The sequence below is a fragment of the Desulfococcus multivorans genome (assembly GCF_001854245.1).
GTDB lineage: Bacteria > Desulfobacterota > Desulfobacteria > Desulfobacterales > Desulfococcaceae > Desulfococcus > Desulfococcus multivorans.
On sequence record NZ_CP015381.1, the window covers coordinates 1,756,195 to 1,778,143 of the forward strand.

The 21,949-nt window shown below is 56.6% G+C and carries 21 protein-coding genes and 2 tRNA genes; 8 read left to right on the forward strand and 15 right to left on the reverse strand.

Translation table 11 applies throughout. From position 1 onward, the window contains the following. From dmul_RS07555 to dmul_RS07570, 4 genes are all read right to left on the reverse strand, one after another. Window positions 1-531, reverse strand: a complete 531-nt coding sequence (locus dmul_RS07555; protein WP_052018522.1) for a deoxycytidylate deaminase — start codon at window positions 529-531, stop codon at window positions 1-3. Beyond that, the gene (locus tag dmul_RS07560) at window positions 515-1,786 is read right to left on the reverse strand and encodes a serine hydroxymethyltransferase (RefSeq protein WP_020875970.1); all 1,272 of its coding nucleotides are present in this window, start codon (window positions 1,784-1,786) and stop codon (window positions 515-517) included. The genes dmul_RS07555 and dmul_RS07560 overlap by 17 nt, the downstream gene beginning before the upstream one ends. A gap of 66 nt (window positions 1,787-1,852) precedes the next feature. Further along, a complete protein-coding gene (gene rpiB / locus dmul_RS07565; protein WP_020875969.1) occupies window positions 1,853-2,305 on the reverse strand; it encodes a ribose 5-phosphate isomerase B in 453 nt (150 codons plus the stop codon). A 224-nt stretch (window positions 2,306-2,529) separates the two neighbouring features. Continuing rightward, window positions 2,530-3,540 (reverse strand): cyclic nucleotide-binding domain-containing protein, encoded by a 1,011-nt coding sequence (locus tag dmul_RS07570; protein ID WP_020875968.1) that lies wholly within the window; start codon window positions 3,538-3,540, stop codon window positions 2,530-2,532. Between the two features lie 459 nt (window positions 3,541-3,999). Between dmul_RS07570 and dmul_RS07575 the strand changes: the two genes are divergently transcribed. Then, complete coding sequence (locus tag dmul_RS07575) at window positions 4,000-5,871, forward strand: bifunctional acetyl-CoA hydrolase/transferase family protein/GNAT family N-acetyltransferase (RefSeq protein ID WP_040414566.1); 1,872 nt, start codon at window positions 4,000-4,002, stop codon at window positions 5,869-5,871. Window positions 5,872-5,907: 36 nt separating this feature from the next. Here dmul_RS07575 and murI read toward each other — a convergent pair whose 3' ends face one another. From murI to dmul_RS07610, 7 genes are all read right to left on the reverse strand, one after another. Continuing rightward, a complete protein-coding gene (gene murI / locus dmul_RS07580) occupies window positions 5,908-6,693 on the reverse strand; it encodes a glutamate racemase (RefSeq protein ID WP_020875966.1) in 786 nt (261 codons plus the stop codon). Window positions 6,694-6,696: 3 nt separating this feature from the next. Continuing rightward, window positions 6,697-7,107 carry a YkgJ family cysteine cluster protein gene (locus tag dmul_RS07585; RefSeq protein ID WP_020875965.1) on the reverse strand — a complete coding sequence of 137 codons (411 nt, stop codon included), beginning with the start codon at window positions 7,105-7,107 and terminating at the stop codon, window positions 6,697-6,699. Then, the gene (gene recR / locus dmul_RS07590) at window positions 7,094-7,696 is read right to left on the reverse strand and encodes a recombination mediator RecR (protein WP_020875964.1); all 603 of its coding nucleotides are present in this window, start codon (window positions 7,694-7,696) and stop codon (window positions 7,094-7,096) included. Before recR ends, dmul_RS07585 begins: the two co-directional genes overlap by 14 nt. Window positions 7,697-7,719: 23 nt before the next feature. Next, window positions 7,720-8,034: a YbaB/EbfC family nucleoid-associated protein gene (locus dmul_RS07595; protein ID WP_020875963.1), complete on the reverse strand. Its 315-nt coding sequence runs from the start codon at window positions 8,032-8,034 to the stop codon at window positions 7,720-7,722. Between the two features lie 13 nt (window positions 8,035-8,047). After that, window positions 8,048-9,805 (reverse strand): DNA polymerase III subunit gamma/tau, encoded by a 1,758-nt coding sequence (dnaX, locus tag dmul_RS07600; RefSeq protein WP_020875962.1) that lies wholly within the window; start codon window positions 9,803-9,805, stop codon window positions 8,048-8,050. A gap of 142 nt (window positions 9,806-9,947) precedes the next feature. Next, window positions 9,948-10,041 (reverse strand) — tRNA-Ser (locus dmul_RS07605). Window positions 10,042-10,154: 113 nt separating this feature from the next. Further along, a tRNA-Ser gene (locus tag dmul_RS07610) sits at window positions 10,155-10,247 on the reverse strand. Window positions 10,248-10,469: 222 nt separating this feature from the next. Here dmul_RS07610 and dmul_RS07615 point away from each other — a divergent pair. Further along, window positions 10,470-11,795, forward strand: a complete 1,326-nt coding sequence (locus dmul_RS07615) for a DUF1015 domain-containing protein (RefSeq protein ID WP_020875961.1) — start codon at window positions 10,470-10,472, stop codon at window positions 11,793-11,795. Between the two features lie 44 nt (window positions 11,796-11,839). On the opposite strand, the gene dmul_RS07620 is transcribed toward dmul_RS07615, so the two are convergent. Together dmul_RS07620 and dmul_RS07625 are read right to left on the reverse strand one after the other, a co-directional pair. Beyond that, on the reverse strand, window positions 11,840-12,589 hold the full coding sequence (locus dmul_RS07620) for a tRNA1(Val) (adenine(37)-N6)-methyltransferase (protein ID WP_020875960.1): 750 nt from the start codon (window positions 12,587-12,589) through the stop codon (window positions 11,840-11,842). Then, window positions 12,589-12,906, reverse strand: coding sequence for a DciA family protein (locus dmul_RS07625; protein WP_020875959.1), 318 nt, complete (start codon window positions 12,904-12,906; stop codon window positions 12,589-12,591). Before dmul_RS07625 ends, dmul_RS07620 begins: the two co-directional genes overlap by 1 nt. Before the next feature lie 281 nt (window positions 12,907-13,187). Between dmul_RS07625 and dmul_RS07630 the strand changes: the two genes are divergently transcribed. The 3 genes from dmul_RS07630 (at window position 13,188) to tsaA (ending at window position 16,906) form a co-directional block, all read left to right on the forward strand. Beyond that, complete coding sequence (locus dmul_RS07630; RefSeq protein WP_020875958.1) at window positions 13,188-14,699, forward strand: AMP-binding protein; 1,512 nt, start codon at window positions 13,188-13,190, stop codon at window positions 14,697-14,699. A gap of 74 nt (window positions 14,700-14,773) precedes the next feature. Next, complete coding sequence (locus tag dmul_RS07635) at window positions 14,774-16,354, forward strand: MBL fold metallo-hydrolase RNA specificity domain-containing protein (RefSeq protein ID WP_020875957.1); 1,581 nt, start codon at window positions 14,774-14,776, stop codon at window positions 16,352-16,354. Between the two features lie 63 nt (window positions 16,355-16,417). Beyond that, complete coding sequence (gene tsaA / locus dmul_RS07640) at window positions 16,418-16,906, forward strand: tRNA (N6-threonylcarbamoyladenosine(37)-N6)-methyltransferase TrmO (protein ID WP_020875956.1); 489 nt, start codon at window positions 16,418-16,420, stop codon at window positions 16,904-16,906. A 6-nt stretch (window positions 16,907-16,912) separates the two neighbouring features. On the opposite strand, the gene dmul_RS07645 is transcribed toward tsaA, so the two are convergent. After that, window positions 16,913-17,314 (reverse strand): hypothetical protein, encoded by a 402-nt coding sequence (locus tag dmul_RS07645; protein ID WP_020875955.1) that lies wholly within the window; start codon window positions 17,312-17,314, stop codon window positions 16,913-16,915. 240 nt (window positions 17,315-17,554) lie between these two features. Here dmul_RS07645 and eno point away from each other — a divergent pair, with 240 nt between their 5' ends. Both eno and dmul_RS07655 read left to right on the forward strand, forming a co-directional pair. Next, window positions 17,555-18,832 (forward strand): phosphopyruvate hydratase, encoded by a 1,278-nt coding sequence (gene eno / locus dmul_RS07650; RefSeq protein WP_020875954.1) that lies wholly within the window; start codon window positions 17,555-17,557, stop codon window positions 18,830-18,832. A 201-nt stretch (window positions 18,833-19,033) separates the two neighbouring features. Continuing rightward, window positions 19,034-20,698, forward strand: a complete 1,665-nt coding sequence (locus dmul_RS07655; protein WP_020875953.1) for a CTP synthase — start codon at window positions 19,034-19,036, stop codon at window positions 20,696-20,698. A 10-nt stretch (window positions 20,699-20,708) separates the two neighbouring features. On the opposite strand, the gene dmul_RS07660 is transcribed toward dmul_RS07655, so the two are convergent. Further along, on the reverse strand, window positions 20,709-21,440 hold the full coding sequence (locus dmul_RS07660; RefSeq protein ID WP_020875952.1) for an HD domain-containing protein: 732 nt from the start codon (window positions 21,438-21,440) through the stop codon (window positions 20,709-20,711). A 166-nt stretch (window positions 21,441-21,606) separates the two neighbouring features. Between dmul_RS07660 and dmul_RS07665 the strand changes: the two genes are divergently transcribed. Next, on the forward strand, window positions 21,607-21,942 hold the full coding sequence (locus tag dmul_RS07665; RefSeq protein WP_020875951.1) for a DUF6504 family protein: 336 nt from the start codon (window positions 21,607-21,609) through the stop codon (window positions 21,940-21,942). Window positions 21,943-21,949: the final 7 nt, after the last annotated feature.

The following is a 21,949-nucleotide window of genomic DNA, read 5'->3' on the forward strand; positions in this document are numbered from 1 at the left end:
CTATACCTCGGATCGCTCCCCATCGCTTGACTCTGCGCCCGGCTCATCGGGACCACCGTTTACCTTGAGCAGGGTGACATGTGCCTCTCGCAACATGGCCTCGGCCATGTCGTCGGCATACCCCGAAAGATAGCAGATTTTCCTGATACCGGCATTGATGATCATCTTCGCGCAAATGGAACAGGGCATGTGCGTGCAGAAGAGGGTTGCGTTCCGGATGGAGACGCCGTGGTACGCCGCCTGAATAATCGCGTTCTGCTCTGCATGAATACCCCGACAGAGTTCATGACGTTCCCCGGACGGCACATTGAGCTGCTCCCTCAGGCATCCGGTTTCCCGGCAATGAGCAAGACCGCTGGGTGCACCGTTGTACCCTGTCGATAGAATTCGCTTGTCCTTGACGATGATCGCTCCTACCGCCCGGCGAAGGCATGTCGATCGCTTGGCCACCAGGACGGCGATATCCATGAAATAGACGATCCATGAAGGCCTTTCGGGTATTGCCCGGTATGGATCATCCTTCGTTGTCATCCAGCCTGCCGTTTTCCGCATATATGGGAAATTTTCTGCAGAGCGCCAGCACCGCCTCGCGGACCCGGGTGATGACCGCGGGATCCGAGGGGGATTTCAGCACCTCGATAATGAGATCGGCGATGGCCGTCATCTCGGTGGTTTTCATGCCGCGTGACGTGATTGCCGGAGTACCGATACGAATGCCGCTGGTGATGAACGGGCTGCGGGTTTCAAAGGGGATAGCGTTTTTATTCACGGTGATGCCGGCCTGTTCCAGGACACGTTCCGCGTCTTTTCCGGTGATGCCGAATGGGTTGAGATCGGCCAGCATCATGTGGTTGTCCGTACCGTTCGACACCAGCCTCAAACCGCACGCCGTCAGACGATCGGCCATGGCGCTGGCATTTCTGACGATATCTTCCTGGTAGGCCCGAAAGGCGTCGCTCTGGGCTTCCTTGAACGCAACGGCTTTGGCCGCGATGACGTGCATCAGGGGGCCGCCCTGGATACCCGGAAAGATCTGGCCGGCGATCTTTTTGGCGTAGGCCTCCCGTGACAAAATCAGCCCTCCCCTTGGCCCCCTCAAGGTTTTGTGTGTGGTGGACGTCACTACATCCGCGTAGGGAACGGGCGAGGGGTGAAGTCCTGCCGCTACCAGTCCCGCTATATGGGCCATGTCCACCATGAGATAGGCATCCACGGATCGGGCGATCTCGGCGAAACGATCGAAACGAATGATGCGGGGATAGGCGCTTGCACCGGCAACGATCATTTTGGGCCGATGCGTTTCGGCCAATCGGGCAACCTCGTCGTAATCGATGGTTCCGGTTTCCCTGCTCACGCCGTAATGCACGAAATTGAAGAGTTTTCCAGAAAAACTCGCCGGACTGCCGTGCGTCAGATGACCGCCGTGAGCCAGATTCATTCCCAGGACCGTGTCTCCCGGTGACAGAAGTGCAAAATACACCGCCATGTTGGCCTGGGATCCGGAATGGGGTTGAACGTTTGCGTACTCGGCGTCGAAGAGGCGCATCACGCGATCGATGGCCAATTCCTCGGCCTTGTCGACGAAGTTGCACCCGCCGTAGTAGCGTTTCTGAGGATAGCCTTCGGCGTACTTGTTGGTAAGAACGCTGCCTTGTGCCGCCATCACCGCCCGGCTGGCAATATTTTCGGAGGCGATCAATTCGATGGTCTCGCTTTGTCGCTTCAATTCATGTGCAATGATGCTCGCGATTTCGGGATCGGTTTGCTCTATGACATTCAGCTCCAACGATCGTTCCTTTTCAGTTTCTTACGTTTCATCACCAAACCAAAGCTCAACCTGTGACCCTATCCCTTAACACACACAATCGAACTTCTCCAGTCGAGACTGATGTCGGCCGCCTTCAAAGGGGGTTTCCAGCCAGGTTTTCAGAATTTCCACCGCCAAAACGTCTCCGATGACCCGCCCTCCCAGCACGAGAATGTTCGCGTCGTTGTGCCGCCGGGACATCTTTGCGGCGAAGATGTCGTTGCACAGTGCCGCTCGGACGTGGGGAAAACGGTTTGCCGCCATGGACATTCCGATTCCGGTGCCGCAGATAAGGATGCCCCGGTTATAGCGTCCTTTTGAAACGGCCTGGGCCACTTGAATAGCGAAATCCGGGTAATCGACAGCGTCCGTGCTGAAGGTGCCGACGTCTTTGACCTCGATGCCCGCCGTATCGACGAGGTAGGTCTTGAGAAGATCCTTGAGGGTCACCGCTGCGTGATCACACCCGAGGATGATGGGGGATTGCTTCTGGTCCATGATCCTTTTTGCCTCTTTCAGTTTCGGCCTGAGCGGCCGTATAATGAGCATTTATAATAAATGTAAATTATTAGTATAAGCCCAAGTAGGTAAAGTCGCAAGAAAAATGTGGGATAAACGGGAATTTTCTGGAAAACGCCTGAAGCCGGAATATTTTGCAAAAACTCGGACAACAACGGCGGCGGTTTGGGCGCGACCCCCGACGGCAGGTTTCATTGATAACTTCAAAGCGGCTGAAGGGTTTTGGCTGCCTTCAGGATCAGGGGGTCCAGCTCGCGGTCGAACCGGAGATGAACGGAATAGTTGTTGAAGAGGTGATCAATGACGCCAATGATGATTCCCGTCTTCGCAACCTTGATGTCGCTGTTTGCCCCCGAAAAGGTGAATCCGATCCGCATCCGGCGACCCAGGAGCATCTCCGGGAGTATCGTATTGGTAATCTTGATAAAAAAAGACATGCCTCCCAGTGAGATATCCGATATGCTCCCTTTGAAGATGCCGGTGATGGGGACGCCTGCCGCATTCAGAATGGAAAAATTCAGGACGCCGGGAATACGGATCCGGGAATGCTGCCGACGATTGATGTCCTGTTCCTTCAACAGTTCGTAATCTTTTGCGGTTTTAGCGAAATATCTTTCCAGTTTTCCGGCGAGGGAGGGCATCGTATGCCGCCATTTGACGAAATCGTCGTGATCGAGATATCTCAATTTGGCTGGACCCAAGGTCACGAGCGAGGTGGTGCAGACGGATACGGCGAAAAAGGTGTTTCCCCCTGCAAGGGTCCCCGGCCCAACGGCGCGGATGAGCCGCTCCTCCGACCCTTGTCGACAGATCAGTTTGAGTTCCCCCCGATCGACAAAATAGAGGCGCCGGTTTTTGAATCCCTGACGAAATACGGTGGTGCCGACATCGTAGATCGTGTCCTTGAGTGCAAAATAGAGGGTGGTTGCCTCCTCGGGCATGAGGGTTTCGTAAAGTTTTTTCCAGATTTCCAAGTGTCGTTTTTCGATGATCCCACGTTTTTCATCTTCGATGATTTCGGCCGATTTGATAATTTCGACGAGGGCCATGGCATCGACGTCAAAAAGTTTTTCCCGAAGCGCATACGCCGAGGAAAAATCCCCGGCTTTGGCGCATTCGACGATCAGACTGAAAACCAATTGGACCGCATCGGCTTTTCGTCCTTCCCGGACGTAAGCATCGATGCGCTGATGTTCCACGGCAAGATCTTTCATCCGCTTCATATCTCCTTATTTCGGCCTTCGATTTCTGGGGTCAACATCACGATCGTCGAAACCTGAGTTCTTATTCCGATGTCGTCCATCGATGCCGCCGGCTGATGTCTTCTCGTACCCTGATTCTCCATCTGTTGCCGGCAGCGCCTTGACAAAGCATGGGTCTTTCCTTAAAGAGAAATATAACTCAATTTTCGACTTTCATAGGCCGGTGCCGGGAGGATACGGCCCGTGCCCCACGCGATTTCGTTCAAGTGTCGCTGAAGGGGCGCGGACCGTATCTCCCGGCACCTCTTTCCGCTCACCATCATGAAAGTCGAAAGTTGAATAACATCAATAATCGACCAACTCAAACACTTATTCACTTTTAGGATCCTCGGAAAGGAACGGAATGGGGTGGGGAGTCGGTCGGCTGAAGCGGACGGCCCGGAGGTCAAAATCCGTGCCGGCGGGTGGAATATGAAAAGGAAGCAGGATTGGTTGAAGCACTGTCCGGCGCGTAAAGTTGCGACGGCCCGGGAGGCGGTATCCCGTATTCGGCGCGGAAGTCGCGTCTTTATCGGCTCGGGTTGCGGCGAACCTCGACACCTGATTCATGAAATGGTCCGCAACCCGGAGATTCAGGATATCCTCATCTATCAAATGCTCTCTTATACCTTGGCCGAATACATGGACGATCCTTCGTTTCTGGAGCGATTTGCCCTCAAGCTCTTTTTCATCAGCGCCATCATGCGCAAAGCGGCCTTTGAAGGTAAAATCGACTATGTCCCCGCCTATCTTTCGGAGATTCCCGATCTCTTCGACAGCAACCAGATCGGACTGGATGTCGCTTTGATTCAGGTAAGTCCCCCGGATCGGTTCGGGTTCTGCAGCCTCGGCATCTCGGTGGATGTCACGCGTTCCGGGACCCGAAATGCCGGGATGGTCATCGCCCAGATCAATCCTCGGATGCCCCGCACCGCCGGCAACAGCTTTATCCACGTTGACGAAATCGACTGGTTGGTGCCTCATGAGGAACCCCTGATCGAAGCGATCCCCGATATCCCCGACCGGCAGGTGGCCCAGCGCATCGCCTACTACGTCACCGATCTGGTGGAAGACGGTGCGACCCTCCAGGTCGGCTTCGGGCGCATCCCCCATGTGATTCTCGAATCCCTTCACGGCAAGAACGATCTTGGCATTCATACCCAGGTCATCACCGACGCCTTCGTCCCCCTGTTCGAGCAGGGCGTCATCACCAACAGGAACAAGACGCATTTGCCCGACCGGGCCGTGGCGTCCCTCTGCATGGGATCTCACACCCTTTATGACTACGTGGACAACAATCCGCGCTTCTATTTTCGCAGCTCGGATTATGTCAACAATCCATCAGTGGTGGCCCGGAACGACAACCTTATTTCCATCAGTTCGGCCCTGGAGGTCGACATTACCGGTCAGGTCTGCGCTGATTCCGTAGGGCACCTCTTCTACAGCGGAATCGGTGATCAGGCCAACTTCATCCGCGGCGCAGCCATGTCCCGTGGGGGCTTTTCCATCATCGCCCTGCCGTCCACAGCCAAGAACGGCACGGTATCCCGCATCGTTCCAAACCTGAGTGAGGGTGCGGGGGTCGCCACCCTCCGGGGGGATGTCAATTTTGTGGTTACCGAATACGGGATCGCTCAGCTCCGGGGCAAGAGTATCTACCAGCGCGTGGTGGAATTGGCCCAGATCGCCCATCCGGATTTCCGGAAAGAGCTCATCGAATCCGCCAAGACCTTCCACTACATCTTCGCCGACCAACAAGCCCCCCGAGCCGAGGACCTTCTCTTTCTCGAGCGGTACAAAAGCCGCATCACCCTCAAAAACGGCAAAAGCATGGCTGTCCGACCCATCCTGCCCACCGATGAGTTTGGATATCGGAACTTTTTTTATTCTCTTCAGGAAAAAACGGTCTATCACCGGTTTTTTCGACGGGTCCGCCTCTTTCCGCGGGAGATGGCCCAGAATCACTGGGCTGCGGTGGACTACCGCAGAAACATGTCTCTTATCGGATTGGTGCGGTTTCGGGGGCACAAGGAGATCGTGGCTATCGGGACTTACCTGGGCGAGGAGAACGACGATCATGCCGAGGTCGCCTTTGTGGTGCGTGAAGATTTCCAGGGGATGGGCATCGGCTCGCGCTTTCTGGAAATCCTGGAGAGAATCGCTCGGAAAAACGGCTATCGGGGCTTTACGGCAACGGTTCTCCTTGAAAACCGGGCCATGATACGGGTGTTCAAAAAGCGATATCCTGAAGCGCGCATCGAACTTCGAGAAGGAAGTGCTGAAATTATAATGGATTTTAAATAAAGGAACCCGGAACCGGAAGGGCCGCCGACGAAGAAGCTATAGCGTGATCCGGTGGAAGGGGACGCGTCTTTTCAGGTATATGGCCGCTCGTCTTTCGGTGTCCGGGGTGACGTCCGACAGGTAGAATGCCGTATGGTGTTCCGAAGGACCGGGGGCCGTATCGCTTATCGAGAAGGCACCGTCCTCGACCAGTCGGGGCAGGAGTTCGCTTGCGCCATCCACAAGGCGGACGCGTCGTCCGATTTTCCGCTGGAAGATCGTTGCGAGAACCGGATAGCGGGCATCGCCCAGAATCAGCGTGTCGATCTTTCGGACCTTGAGGGGCGAGAGGTATTTTTTGACGATCATCGTTGTTTCGGGTTTTTTCAGCCACCCCTCCTCGATCAGGGGGCCGATGAGAGGGCAGGGCACCGTGTATACGGCGGCATCGGGGGCCGTCATCCGAATATGCTTCTCGTAAGCATCGGACCAGAGCGTCGCCCGAGCGGCCGCAACACCGATTCTTCTGCCCGAAGAGCCCCTGACGGCGCCTGCCGCCGCGGGAGCGACCACGTCGATCACCGGTGCTGTCAGCTGGGCCGCCAGTGCCTCGGATGCGGCGCTGGAGATTGTATGGCAGGCGATGACGATTCGCCGGGCGCCTTTCTCCTGGAGGAATCGTGCTCCCCTGAGTGCATGACGAAGGATGGACTCGGAGCCTTTTTCATCGTACGGGCCATGGGCGGTGTCGCCGAAGTAAATCAAGCGAGACGCCGGCAGGCGATCCATCAGCCTGCGGGCAAGATCCAACCCTCCCAAACCTGAATCCAGAATGCCGATCATGAATCAGAAGCCCCGCATTTCGATTTGCTCCCGGACGCATCGGAGTATGCAGGCGTCCGTGATATCCGCCCGCATCCCCGGACAGGATCCGGCCATCATACGCCAGTTGGCCGGATCTTTCAGGACGCTTTCGATGTATGGCCAGGCGCGGCACATTCGGGGTTTCACCGGATGGATCGAGCAGAGCCGGTCCCGGTAGAATATGCAGTAGCCGTCCGGGCCTTGAGCGATGACCGGTCGGCTTCCCGACATCCGGCAGTAATCCCTTACAAAGGATTCCGCGGGCGCTCCAATATACCCGGCGATGGCTGCAATGTCCGCCGGGGTAACAAAGGTCCCTCCGAAGCCGTTGCAGCACTCGCCGCACTGGATGCATTCAAAGATGGCGTCGCAAGGGATGTCATTCAAGGACATAACGGGTCTCCATGGCGCGTTTGAGAGTGAGCTGATCCACATATTTGAGATCCCCTCCCAGGGGCACGCCCGAAGCGATGCGCGTTACCTTGACCGGATAACGCTCAAGCAGCTCCGAAAGGTACCTGGCGGTGGATTCACCTTCCAGATGGGTGTTGGTGGCCAGGATGATCTCCTTGATCTCGCCTTCGTCGATCCGCGCGAAGAGTTCGGTGATCCGGAGGTCGTCGGGTCCAATGCCGTCCATGGGCGACAAGGCCCCCTGGAGGATATGATACCGGCCGTAGTACGCCCCTGAACGCTCGATGGCGATCATCTCCGAGACGTTTTCGACGACACAGAGGAGGGCGGCGTCCCGAGACGGATTGTTGCAGATGCTGCAGACATCGGTATCGCTCAGACCGAAACAGCGGCTGCACAATCGGATTTTCTCCTTGACGTTCAGGATGCTGTAAGCCAGAGCCTCGGCGTCTTTTTTCCGGGCGCGAACCAAATGGAGCGCCAGCCGCTCGGCGGTTTTTTCACCGATACCGGGCAGGGTCGCGAGGTGGCGGATGAGGTGGCGGATGGACGGCGGGTAGTACATCATGGGTATGGAGATCTCTTTCAGGTCTACATCAACCCCGGGATGTTCATTCCGGCCGGCATCAGTTTGCCCATTTCCTGGGACACCATTTCCTGGGATTTTGCGAGAGCGTCGTTGACCGCGGCCAGCACCAGATCCTGGAGCATTTCCACGTCCTCGGGGTCGACAACCTCCTTCTCGATCCGGATGGACACGATCTGCTGCTTCCCGTTGGCCACGACTTTGACCATTCCCCCGCCGGAACTGGTTTCAACGGTGGCGGCGGCCAACTCTTCCTGGAGTTTAGCCATTTTCTGTTGAAGCTTCTGGGCCTGCTTCATCATATTTCCCATGCCCTTCATCATTATCGATCTCCTATAGAATTTTAACGTCCACGATTTTGCCGTCGAAAATTTCAACGGCGGCCGCTACTGTGGGATGGTTCAACGCTTCCTGCCGAATGGTGTTGACCGCATCGATTTTTTTTTGCCGGCTCTCCTCTCCCCCATCGTTCAAACGAAAGTTGAGGTGAAAATTCCGGCCGAAGAAAGACTGTACGGCCTCCTGTAAAAACTCTTGTCTTTTATGGATCTGTTTTAAATTGAATCCGTTCCCATGGACAATGATATCAAGCGTTTCGTCCCCGATATGCGCAAGAGCGGTTCTGTTGAGGTATGATCCCAACGCCGATGAACGACCGCAGGCCAGGGCCGTCAGTTTCCGCCAGGTCACGTCGAGGGATTCCTCCGGATCATATGAGGTATCGGCCGGTATATCGGGCAGGCGGCATTCCTCGGGTCTGTTCGTGCGGGTTTCCGACGGCGGCGCCTGAACTTCCATCGTTGCGGTGCTTCGGGCCGGATCCGTATCCGACATCGTCGTTTTCGAAGGCGGAGAAACCGGCGCCGGCGTCAGGATCGGCGAATCGGGCTCCCGAACCTCCGGCGGGGCTGAATTTGTACGGTCAAGGCCATATTCCGGAGCCGCAGGTATCCGTCCCGCCAGATCGTCAAGTCTTTCGATCAGCGTCCCGATGGGCAAAGCCGGCTGAATCTGAAATAGCCGGATAAAGGCCATTTCGAGCGCCAGCCGGGGCTGGCTTGAAAATTTGACGGCGGATTCCTCCCGGGTGAAGGCGTCCATGATTTGGCTGATGTGCGTTTCGGAGACGTCCCGGACAAGAGCGGCCATCCGCTCGATCTCGACCGTGGGAAGGTCGACGAGTCGATTGGGGTTCCTGACTGTTTTGACGATCCACAGGTTGCGGAGATGGGTCATCACGGCGCCGAAGAAGGCCTTGATGTCCCGGCCGTGCCGATAGACGTCGTCGATGATTTCGAGAATGTCGGCGACGTTTCCTGAAAAAAGGGCTGCAGTGATCCTGAAAAGTACCTCGCGATCGGCCGCACCCAGGAGGTTCAGAACGCCTTCGTGGGTGATCTCCCCTTCGGTGCAGGTCATCACCTGATCCAGAAGGCTCAGCGCGTCCCGCATGCTGCCACCGGCCTCTCCGGCGATGAGAGAGAGGCTCTCCTCGGGGATGGTCGTCCCTTCCCGCTTGCAAAGGGCGGCCATATGCCGAGCGATGTTTTCGGAGGGGATTCGCCGAAGGTGATGCTGCTGGCATCTCGACAGGATGGTGATGGGAATCTTGTGGGGTTCCGTTGTGGCGAACAGGAACAGAATATGGGCCGGCGGCTCTTCAAGGGTTTTGAGGAGTGCGTTGAAGGCCGGCGTACTGAGCATGTGGACCTCGTCGATGATGTAGATCTTGTATCGACTGTGCGCCGGCATGTATTTGACATTATCCCGAAGTTCTCGAATATGGTCCACGCCGTTGTTGGATGCCCCGTCGATCTCAAAGACGTCAACGGCATTGCCTCCGGTGATCTCGCGGCAGGATCTGCAGGCGTTGCACGGAACAGGTGACGGCCCTGTCTCGCAGTTCATGGCCTTGGCCAGAATTCGGGCGATGGTGGTCTTGCCGGTGCCCCTGGGTCCGGAGAACAGAATGGCGTGGGCGACGCGGTCCGCACGGATGGCATTGGTCAGGGTGCGTGTGACGTGTTCCTGTTCCACCACATCCTCAAAGGTCTGAGGGCGATATTTTCTAGCGAGAACCAAATAGGACATTGACAATTCCCGAACTTCAACGGGCCTGTGTTACCGTGCCCGATTGAATTTTACCGTCATATCCGCGAATAGCTCCTCGAAGTCGGGAATCGGTTCAGAAAATACAGGCGGAACAGAAAAAGGCGTTAGGTCAACCGATTGATGGCGGAGAGAGAGGGATTCGAACCCTCGGTGCCGCTTGTGACAGCACACACGATTTCCAGTCGTGCACCTTCAGCCAGCTCGGTCATCTCTCCGTGTGCGTTTCCCAGATAACATCGGGCAACAATCAGGTTAAAAATGAGTCGAGGCGAATTTCAGCCTCTAATGTCGTGTGCTCTGTTTTGAGTGCTACAGGCCAGTGTAAAATTGGCGGAGAGGGTGGGATTCGAACCCACGATCCCGGTTTTGCCAGGATACCGCTTTTCGAGAGCGGGGCCTTCAGCCGCTCGGCCACCTCTCCAACCCTCTCAAGAGCAGACAAGTACGATTCATTATACTGTTTGACGGTGTCTGTCAATGCCCTTGTTGAAAAATTTTGGACAGATCGGAAAAACCATGGACGGTGCGATATTTCACTTGAATCGCCAGGGCCTTTCTAGTATCAGAAAACCTTTTGAGTTGGAGCAGTTAGAAATGCCGATTTAAGAAGAACGTATATATCAATTACAAAGGAGCGCATGCCATGGCCGAAGTTATCCCTTTCAGGGGAGTCGTCTATAATACGGATATCGTAACGGATCTCGCAGCGGTGAGCACACCGCCCTATGATGTGATCTCTCCGGAGGAGCAAGCGGCGTTTTATGCGGCTCACCCTGAAAACGTCATTCGGCTGATCCTCGGCAAAACCGGTGATGCGGACTCGCCGACCGACAACCGCTACACCCGGTCGGCCCGTGATTACGAAGACTGGCTTCGGAAAGGGGTTTTGGTTCAGGACCAGGCCCCTGCCTTTTATCTGACCACTGTCGAATTTGCGGCGGCGGGTCGATCTCTCAAGCGTTATGGTCTCATCGCCCGGGTTCGGCTTGAACCGTTTGACAAGGGTATTATCCTGCCCCACGAGACGACATTTTCCAAGGTTAAAACCGATCGTTTCGAATTGATGAAGGTTTGCCATGCCAATTTCAGTCCGATATTTTCCCTTTATTCCGATCGGGAAAATATCCTGGAAACCTTGATGGCGGCCGTCGTTCGGCAGACGCCGGATATGGAATTCACGGATACCTACGGCCACCGACACTGCCTGTGGCGGATCACCGATCCCGATGTCACCGGTCGAGTGACCCGGAAGATGGCCGCCAAAACTATCTATATCGCCGACGGACACCACCGGTACGAGACGGCCCTGACCTACCGGGACTGGGTGGCCGGGCACACCCCGGGATTCACAGACGCCCACCCGGCCAATTACGTCATGATGTACCTGAGCAGCATGGAAGATCCGGGTATGGTCATCCTGCCGGCGCACCGATTACTGAAGGCCGTTGCTCCGGAGGCGATGGATCGATTGATGTCCCGAGCCGCCTCTTTTTTCGATATTGCTGAAATATCGGTGGATCCCGGTGATCCTGAACGCGTCCCCACGACCTTTATCAAAGGCTTGGCGGCGGGGGCCGAACAACACGTCATCGGTGTATTCATGAGGCATGACCCGAGGCTGTTTCTGATGACTCTCAAGCCCGGTGTCATGAAGGATCGATTCGGAGATGCCGTACCGGCGGCGCTTCGGGACCTGGACGTGACGGTGCTGACACGACTGATTTTGATGGACCTCCTGGGGTTCGACCAGGCCCGCCTTGACAATGAAAACCTCATCGCTTACGAGACGACACCTCAAAAGGCGGTGCGGAGGGTGTGTTCAGGCGAGTACGACATCGCTTTCATCCTCAACCCGACCCGGATCGATCAGGTGCGGGCGGTGGCTGAAAGCGGATTGATCATGCCGAGAAAATCGACCTATTTCTATCCCAAGGTGATCACGGGGCAGGTGTTCAACCCCCTGGCGTAGGGTCGCATCTTTGCGGCAATCTCACAATGGTGAACAGCCGGGCTTCACCCCCTGAACATTTCGGTCGCCGCCTCGGTATAACTGCCGTTCTCGCGGTAGATGACCAGAGCGGGGGACACCGAAAGGCCGGGGCGCGCCCCCTTCATTCCCTCCACCAGAGCCAGCTTGGCCCCTGTATCCCGGCGGGAATGGACGAGCCGAAGGAATTTGGGCTCGATACCCGCAGTCTGCATTTCCAAAAAAAGACCGACCAGCCGTTCGGCCGGGAAGACGGCGGCGAAGCGCCCCGAAATATCAAGGGTTCTTGCGGCGGCCCTGATGACGTCTGGAAGGGCGACGCAAATTTCGTGTCGGGCGACAGCGCGCTGGCTTTGGACATTCAACCGGCCCGAACCGGGTCTGCGGTAGGGCGGATTGCTCACGACCAGATCCACAGGGGCGGAGAGATTTTCCCTTCTGATGTGTTTGAGGTCCTTGTGAAGGATGGTGATCCGGTCCGCCATGCCGTTGCGCTGAACGTTTTCTTCTGCCAGGCGGGCCAGTTCATCCTGAATTTCGACGCCTGTGATGCGGTCTGCGGGGCGTCGAAAAGCGATGATCAGAGGAATGATCCCGCACCCCGTTCCCAGGTCGAGGATGTGCCGCGGAGGCATGGATATTCCGTTACCCGGAAAGGTGCCGAAACCTGCAGCGTAGTGCGCCAGGATGACGGCATCGATGGAAAACCGATACCCTTCCCGGTGCTGTCGCACCCGGATCCGCCTCTCGAAAAAGGCATCTTCGGTGGTTTCCATCACAGGGGACCGATCTTGAATTTGATGTCCCCCACCAGGTCCTTGCCCAGGGCGTCGTTGAGCTTGCTGATGAGCTCCTGTTTCAGGAAATGCAGATGGTGAATCCACGCGGAACTGCTCACATGGACGATAAGAAGATTGCCTTTGAAGGCCGATGCCCGGGTATTTTCCGCGATGCCGTGGCCGACAACCCCTTTCCAGAGGGACCACACCTTCATGAGTTCGGTGTCTCCCTCGGCACGATAGGCTGTCAATGCGTTCTTGAGGACATCTGCGATATGTACCGGCTTTTTGAGGGGTTCACGTTTGCGGGTCATGGATTTCTCGCTTTCAGTCGACACATGTTCGTATCCATACCTCCTGATAACATGAATTTTCTTTCCTGTTCCACCTTTTTGTGGTTCACCGGGAAGGAAAGGTTCGGCACCTCGCCGTTCGATGCTTGACACGCATTGGGGTTTCCGTCATAATCCTAAAACTTATGGAATCGACTTTCGGGCCTCGGTGCCGTCGGGGGATTGGGGTTTACCCCCCGCCGAACCGATGCGGCGTCGACGTAGCGGCGTTTTGGGCTGAACTACTCTCCAGGAGGATATCCATGCGTAGCTTTTCCATTTACGATATGTATCGTCGAAACGCTCATCTTTACAGGGACCGGACCGCCGTGGTTTCAGGAGGGCTGAGACGTGATTTTCAGACGTTGCTTCGAGATGCCGAGGCTTTCGCGGCAGCCCTTGCCGACGCGGGGGTCGAGAAAGGGGACCGGGTGGCGATTCTGGCCATGAACGATCACCGGTTTTTTACGCTGTTCGGCGCGGCATCGGCGCTGGGGGCTATCGTTGTGCCCCTCAACTGGCGTCTCTCGGACGACGAGATCGCATTCATTCTTTCCGACGCAGGCCCCCGAATGCTGATCTCCGATGGAAATTTCGCCGACAGGGCCGAAGCCCTAGGTGAAAAGGCCGGCGGTATGACAACGGTGTTCTGGAACTCGACCGACAGCCGACGTCCCGACATGGACCAAATGGCGGCGGATGCCGTTCGAGCCGATTTTAAGGCGCCGGGCCCCGTCCATGGGGATGATCCCTTTTGCATCATCTATACGGCAGCTGTGGACGGCCGACCGAGGGGGGCTGTTCTGAGCCATTCCAATATCATCTACGGCAATCTTCAAACCTCGGCCACCATGGGACTCACCGCCGAAGACGCTTACCTCAACATGCTGCCAATGTTCCATATCACCGGGCTCAACCTTTCAATGTCGGTGATGCACGTGGGCGGCAAGAACGTGGTGATCGAAAAATTCGACGAGCATCGGTCTTTGGCGGAAACTGAACGCGAACAGGTTTCGGTCTGGGGGAGTTTCCCCCCCATGCTGACCCGTCTGACCCAGGCCGCAGACAAAGGGGAGCGGAATCTGTCATCTCTTCGCCACGTCATGGGAATCGATGGACCGGACAATATTCGGCCTTTCGAGGCCAGGATCGGGGCTGTCTTCTGGATTCTGTACGGTCAGACCGAAACATCGGGCCTCGTGACATTTTCGCCGGCCATGGAACGCCCGGGGGCGGCCGGCCGTGTGGGATTGCTGACCAAGGTTCGGATCGCGGACGATGCCGACGGGGATGTTCCTCCCGGTGAGGTGGGCGAGATCCTCGTTCAGGGCCCCCTTGTCTTTCAAGGGTTCTGGAACCAGCCCGAGTTAACGGAAAGGACGTTCCGGGGAGGGTGGCACCACACCGGCGACATCGGTTGCTTTGACGAGGATGGCTTTCTCTGGTTCAAGGGACGGAAACCGGAGAAGGAACTCATCAAGCCCGGGGGCGAGAATGTCTACCCCGCGGAGGTTGAGGCTGTCGTCCTTGAACACCCGGACATCGTCGAGGCTTCGGTCATCGGGGTCCCCGACCCTCAGTTCGGAGAGGGGATCAAGGCGGTCTGCGTGCGGAAGCCCGGCAGTGTTCTTACCGCTGAAGAACTCATCGCTTTCGTCGCCGGGCGCATTGCCCGTTACAAGAAGCCCCGGTATGTCGATTTTGTCGAGGCCCTGCCCAGGAAAAAAGACGGCGGGATCGATCGGGAGGCGGTAAAGGCAACCCACGGCGCATAGCGTTTTTCACTGCCTCCGTTCCAATACGGGCCGATAACCGACCCGGCTGCAAAATTCCCAAGCCAAGGAGTGTCATGTACATAACGTTCTACGGTGCCGCCCGTGAAGTTACCGGCTCAATGCACCTGATTACCAGCGAAACCGACCGTATTCTCCTCGACTGCGGTATGTTCCAGGGGCGGCGCAAGGAAAGCGACCGGAAGAACCGGACCCTTCCCTTTGCACCCGAAATCCTGACCAACGTGGTTCTATCCCATGCCCACATCGATCATTCGGGACGTATCCCCATGCTGACCCGGGAAAAATTCGCCGGGAGGATTATCTGCACCCGCGCCACCGCCGATGCATGCCAATATCTGCTGCCGGACAGCGCCTATATCCAGGAGTCGGATGCCAATTACCTCAACTACAAGACGGTGCGCGCCTCCCTCTCAAGGCTTCGTTCGGGTAACGGAACGCGGAAACTCAGCAGTCGGGAAATGAACGACATCAAGTCCCTCCTGAAAAAAGATCGTCACGGACTCAATGTGGAGGCCATCAATGAGCTGATAGAAAAATATCGTCTGGAAGGCGTCGAGCCGCTCTACACCGTCGAGGAGGCGGAGCAGTCTCTGGATGCCTTCGACGGCTATCCCTATGGTCACCCGGTCACCATCGGGATCAACACCTCCTGCACCTTCTATGAGGCCGGTCACATTCTGGGCTCGGCGATTTCGATCATCAAGGCCCGGGAGAACGGTTCTCAATACACCATCGGCTATACCGGGGATATCGGGCGGTTCGACAAGCCCATCATCAAAGACCCGACCCTGAAGTTCAGGGAGGAAGATCGGAATCTTGACCTGCTCGTCATGGAGAGTACTTACGGTAATCGGCTCCACGAGCCGGTGGAGGATCTCAAGCCGCATCTCAAGCGGATTCTCCAGGAGACATGGGCACGAAAAGGATCGGTGGTTATCCCTTCATTCGCCTTTGGTCGTACCCAGGAGCTCATTTACGTCCTTCACGAACTTTACGACAATCATGAAATCGAACGCGTACCGGTCTATATCGACAGCCCGCTGGGCGTCAAGCTGACCCGCGTGTTCGGGGAGCATCCCGAGGTCTACGACCAGGAAACCCAGGAGACTTTTCTTAAAAAAGGCAAGAACCCTTTCTCTTTCGGTCAGATCCGTTTCGTTCAGAGCGTCGAGGATTCCATGGCACTGATGCAGGAGACCCGACCTCATATCGTCATCGCCTCCTCCGGCATGTGCGAGGGGGGGCGTATTTTGCACCATCTGCGATACAAGATCCACAACCCCGACAATACCATTCTCTTCGTGGGCTACATGGCGCAGCATACCCTGGGGCGGCGGATTCTGGAGCAGGGAGAGGCCTTTGAGGATTCGGGGAGGACGGGAGATCCGCCCGTCGTCAGGTTCCTCAACAAGGAATATCCCCTGCGGGCACATGTGGTGAGGCTCGGCGGCTTCAGCGGCCACGGCGATCAGAACGAGATGATGCGTTTCCTCAAAAAATCCAATCTGATCGTGAAACGCATTGCGGTGGTCCACGGCGAAGCGGAACAGTCCGCCGCCTTTGCGGATCGATTGTCGGCGGAAGGGTTCCAGGTGACGCTCCCCTATCAAGGACAGTCTATCTGGATCCGTTGACGCCCGTAGCGGCGGGGGCAACCGGCGAAACTTATCTTATTTGCAGGAAAGGAATAGCGCTTCATGGAGACCATTGAATACCGTCCCATCGGCATCATCCACACCCCCTTCAACTGCCCGGAGGGAACTCCGATTCAGCCGCCCGGCGGCCTCGATCATTGCGGGGTGGTGGAGGTCTTCTCCGAATTTCACGAAGGGCTTCGGGACGTCGAGGGGTTTTCCCATCTTATCCTGCTATACCATTGTCACCTTGCCGGGGCCGCCCGTCTGACGGTCATGCCGTTTCTGGACGACGCCGCTCACGGGCTCTTCGCGACCCGGGCCCCGGCCCGGCCCAACGCCATAGGGCTTTCGGTGGTGCGCCTCCTCCGGGTCGAGGAAGGGCGTCTCTACATTCGGGAGGTGGACATCGTCGACGGCACGCCGCTTCTCGACATCAAACCCTACGTCCCGAAATTCGACAGCCGGTCGCCCGAGCGGACCGGATGGCTCGAGAAACAGGCTCACCGGACCGAACAGGCTCGGGATGACGGACGGTTTTCAGATCGATAAAAAACGTCACGATTTCGTTTTTTTGAATTTTTCCTGTATCTTGGCAAAAAGCTCCCGCTGTTCCTGTTCTTTTCGGGACTGGAATTTTTCAATACGATCCTTGAAATCCTTGCGGCTCGACTGGAATTTTTCGAGCTCGTCCTTGAGGGAGGTGCCCTCGATATTTTGGGGAATCTCCTCGATTTTGATGTGGTTCCGGACGAACAGGCGGATCCCGAAAGGGCCTTCGACCATCTCGATGATCTGTGCGTCGTGAAGCTTGTTGCAGATCAGGTGCCCTTGTTCCAGGGAAAACTTCAGAAGGTCGCAGACTTCCGAGATGGACGGTGCCTCCACTCCGGTGTGAGAGAGTACCCGGATGGCGGAGACGATGAGATGGGATTGGGAATAAAAGTCTTTTTTCTGCATGCTCCTTCGGTCCTTACTGGTTTCACTTTTGTTTGGCTTGTATGGACTTGACCCAGGCAGACTAACATTTTTTCAAGGGGTTTTGTCAATTTAAAATGAGGGGGTCCAACCGTGGCTTGACATCAAATCCGGAGGAGAGTACAAATTGACGATTGTACCGACAGCGATCAGATCATCAAGATTGAGAGACACACCGCACGTTTTTGAATTCAGGCATACAAACATAAGGGGAGCGTATTTATGACCGAGATATTTGAGGTGAAGGCGAGAGAAGTGTTGGATTCCCGGGGAAATCCAACCATAGAGGTCGATGTGGAGTTGGCCTGCGGGGCCACGGGGCGGGCTATCGTTCCTTCGGGCGCCTCGACGGGTACGCGGGAAGCGCTGGAACTCCGGGACGGTGATGCCGGGCGGTACCTGGGAAAAGGCGTGACCAAGGCCGTCCATAACGTCATCAGCGAAATCGCTCCGGCAGTCCAGGGAATGGACGCCGCGGACCAGTATGCCCTGGACCAGCGCATGATCGAGCTGGACGGTACAACCAACAAGTCAAAGCTGGGGGCCAACGCCATCCTGGGGGTCTCCATGGCGGCGACCCGCGCGTCGGCCGCTGCCTACGGGCTCTCCCTCTACAAATACCTGGGGGGTGTTAACGCCCGATACCTGCCGGTGCCCATGATGAACGTCATCAACGGCGGCGCTCATGCGGCCAACACCCTTGACATACAGGAGTTCATGATCATTCCCTTTGGCGCCGACAGTATCGCCGAGGCCGTTCGGATGGGCGCCGAAACCTTTCATGCCTTGAAAAAGATTCTGAAAGGAGAGAATCTCAACACCGCCGTAGGCGACGAGGGCGGTTTCGCTCCGGATTTGAAATCCAACGAGGACGCGGTCAAGTATATCATCAAAGCCATCGAGGCGGCGGGCTATGCGCCGGGTAACGATATCGGCATCGCGCTGGATGCCGCGGCGAGCGAGTTTTACCGGAACGGTAAATATCATCTGGCCTCCGAGGGAAAGAAACTTAACGCCGAGGATATGATCGAGTATTACGGCGAGCTGATCTCAAAATATCCGGTGCTGTCCATCGAGGATGGATTGGCGGAAGAGGATTGGGAGGGCTGGGCTCGAATGACCGAAAGTCTGGGTATGGGCGTCCAGTTGGTCGGCGACGACGTTTTCGTCACTAACCCCGGCATCTTCAGTGACGGCATTGAGAACGGGATTGCCAATTCGATTTTGATCAAGCTGAATCAGATCGGTACCGTGACTGAGACGCTGGATGCCATCGCCATGGCCAACCAGGCCGGTTACACTACGGTTATCTCTCACAGAAGCGGCGAAAGCGAAGACACCTTCATTTCCGATCTGGTGGTGGCGGTCAACGGCGGTCAGATCAAGACCGGCTCCCTCTCTCGAACCGACCGGATCGCCAAATACAACCAGCTCATTCGGATCGAAGAAGAACTGGGTGAAGGTGCGCTGTTCACTAAAAACATCTTCGTTGCGGAGTAGCTGATTATTCCGCCGTCCCGCCGTCGGGGCACATTGGGCCGGCATGAGCCGACCCGATGACGACCGACGCCGACAAATCCATACCTGTTTGACAATATAAATGGAAATCGATTTGATCGGTGAACATGAGAATTCAACGGAAACCAGGTTTTATTCTGAAACCTGGTTTCTCATTGTGTCAGGAGACTTGAAGAGGACATCATGGCGTGTGCGACAAAATATATTTTTGTAACCGGCGGCGTTTTGTCGTCATTGGGGAAAGGGCTGGCATCAGCAGCCATCGGCGCGCTTCTGGAAAGCCGGGGGCTCAGCGTCACCATTCAAAAGCTCGATCCCTACATCAACGTTGACCCGGGAACCATGAATCCCTTTCAACACGGCGAGGTGTTCGTGACGGACGACGGCGCGGAGACCGATCTGGACCTGGGGCACTACGAGCGGTTCACCACTGCGGTGATGGGAAAGAAGAACAATTTCACCACGGGTCGCATCTACGACTCGGTTATCAACAAGGAACGGCGGGGCGACTACCTGGGTGGAACAGTCCAGGTCATTCCCCACATCACCGACGAGATCAAGGAGAGCATCCGACTTGCGGCCGACGGCGTGGATGTGGTGATCGTTGAAATCGGCGGGACCATCGGCGACATCGAGAGCCTCCCCTTTTTGGAGGCGATCCGCCAGTTCAAGGCCGATGTGGGTTCCGAGAACGTCTGCTATATTCACCTCACGCTGGTTCCCTATATCGCCACCGCCGGGGAGGTGAAAACCAAACCGACGCAACACAGCGTCAAGGAACTCCGATCCATCGGTATCCAACCCAATATTCTTCTGTGCCGGACCTCCCGTCCTCTGGACGACGGCATCAAGTCCAAGATCGCCCTGTTCTGCAACGTTGACAAGCAGATGGTGATCACCGCCAAAGACGTGGAGTGTATTTATGAGGTGCCCCTGGGCTTTCATGACGAAGGGCTCGACGATCGGATCATGGAAACCCTCCACATCTGGACCCGGGCGCCGCGGCTCGAGGCATGGGAGGAATTTGTCCGGCGTTACAAGTCGCCGGACCATGAGGTGACCATCGCCATTGTCGGAAAATATGTGGATCTCACCGAATCCTACAAGAGTCTCAACGAGGCGCTTTACCACGGCGGCGTTCCCAACAGCGCCAGGGTTCGGTTGCTTTTCCTGGATTCGGAGACCATCACGCCGGAAACCTGCGCTGAAAAGCTGGCCGGGGTCGACGGGATTCTGGTCCCCGGCGGATTCGGTGCCCGTGGGATTGAAGGGAAGATCCTCGCGGCGAGCTATGCGCGGACCCGAAAGATACCCTATTTCGGCATCTGCCTCGGCATGCAGATCGCGGTGATCGAATTTGCACGGAACGTGGCCGGGTTATCCCAGGCTCACAGTTCGGAGTTCGACCAGGATACGCCGGACCCTGTGATCTATTTGATGCGGGAATGGTACGACGAAAAAACAGGGACGGTTCAGACCCGGGACGCTGATTCGGTCAAGGGCGGCACGATGCGCCTGGGAGCCTATCCCTGTAGATTGGAGAAGGATACCCTGGCATATGCGGCCTATGGGCAGGAGATGATCTCGGAACGGCATCGTCACCGGTACGAGTTCAACAACGCCTATCTTGACCGTCTCATCGAGAGCGGGTTGGTGGTGAGCGGCATTTATCCTGAAGGGAGGCTTGTGGAGATCGTTGAGCTCAAGGATCACCCCTGGTTTTTGGGATGCCAGTTTCATCCCGAGTTCAAGTCTCGGCCCATGGCGCCCCACCCGCTCTTTACGGCGTTCATTGGCGCCGCCCTTGCGGAGGCCCGGCGTGAGGGCCGGGCCACGAAGGAGAAATAGTCCGGGGAGATCAATTTGCCGACAGGACCCGGCGGGCCTCCTCGCGGCCGCTCGGGGTTAAAAAGGCGGTCTCGAGAAGGTGGTTCAGCTTTTCCTCGGTGACGGCGTTTTTCTTCAGCTGCTCCGACAGATTTTCGATAAGGTCGGCGTCGTAGACGACCTTGAAGTTGAGCGTCTCCTCGGACCGCGGATGGTGGTGGTGACCCACGATGTCACAGACCTCCTCGATGAGTTCGGTCTCGGCTCCCAGCTTTTCCAGGATCGACCGCGCGATGGGAGGTCCCTCCTTTTCCTGATGGACGGCGGCGGTGCTGCCGTGACGCCGTTCCGCCTCGTGGATGCCGATGTCATGGAGGTAGGCCGCCGACATGATGACGGCGATGTCCGCGTCCTCCTGTTTTCCGATGGCCTCCGCATACCGGGCCACTCGGGTGGCGTGTCCGATTCGCTTGAAATCCGTTTTGAAATAACGCTTCATCTCTACGGCCACCCGATCCTTGAGCAGGCTGTCCCGTTGGGCCAGCAACTCGGGGGCGAGGTCTCCAATGCACTGCTTGGCATACTTACAGTAGGCAGCGCATCCGAAGTCCATCCTGGGGTTGGGAAACCGATGCCCGCAGTGCTCGCATTTTCGGGCCGAGTCGTCCTTGAAAAACTCCACATTCCCTCCGCATTCAGGGCATTTCACCTCGTAGATGGCATCCTCTTTCCAGTATTGGGTATCCTGTCCCGGACATTTCATGGGCTGATCCTCCTTCAGGCATCGCCTCCGGCGCTGTCGGACTGCCTCCGGCGGCCTTGGATTTTTCCGTTATGAGATTATCTCTATGATCAGAATCTTACAGGATAACTATGAGCATTGGTTTGACTTAAATCAAATCTCGTGCGAATTGAACGACGGGTGAGTCATGACGAAGTCGAAAGGCAAACAGCGATTCGTGTCGGAGCCCATCGCACCGATGGGTGACAACTTCGATTCGGAGCCCATGGCGGCGGGGGGGCCGGGGTTGCCCCCCGCATTTGCCTGGCGGGGCCAGACCCTTGCCATCGCGGGGGTTCGTCGTGTATGGCGGGACACCGGTTTCTGCCGTCACGGCAGCAAAGAACGCTATGTGCGGAAGCACTGGTTCGAGGTGGTGACTACGGACAAGCGGACGGCGAGGATCTATTTTGACCGGCAACCCCATGGCCCTAAACCGGTTTCCCGGTGGTGGCTATTCAGCATCGACGACGGCGCCGACTGAAGACCGG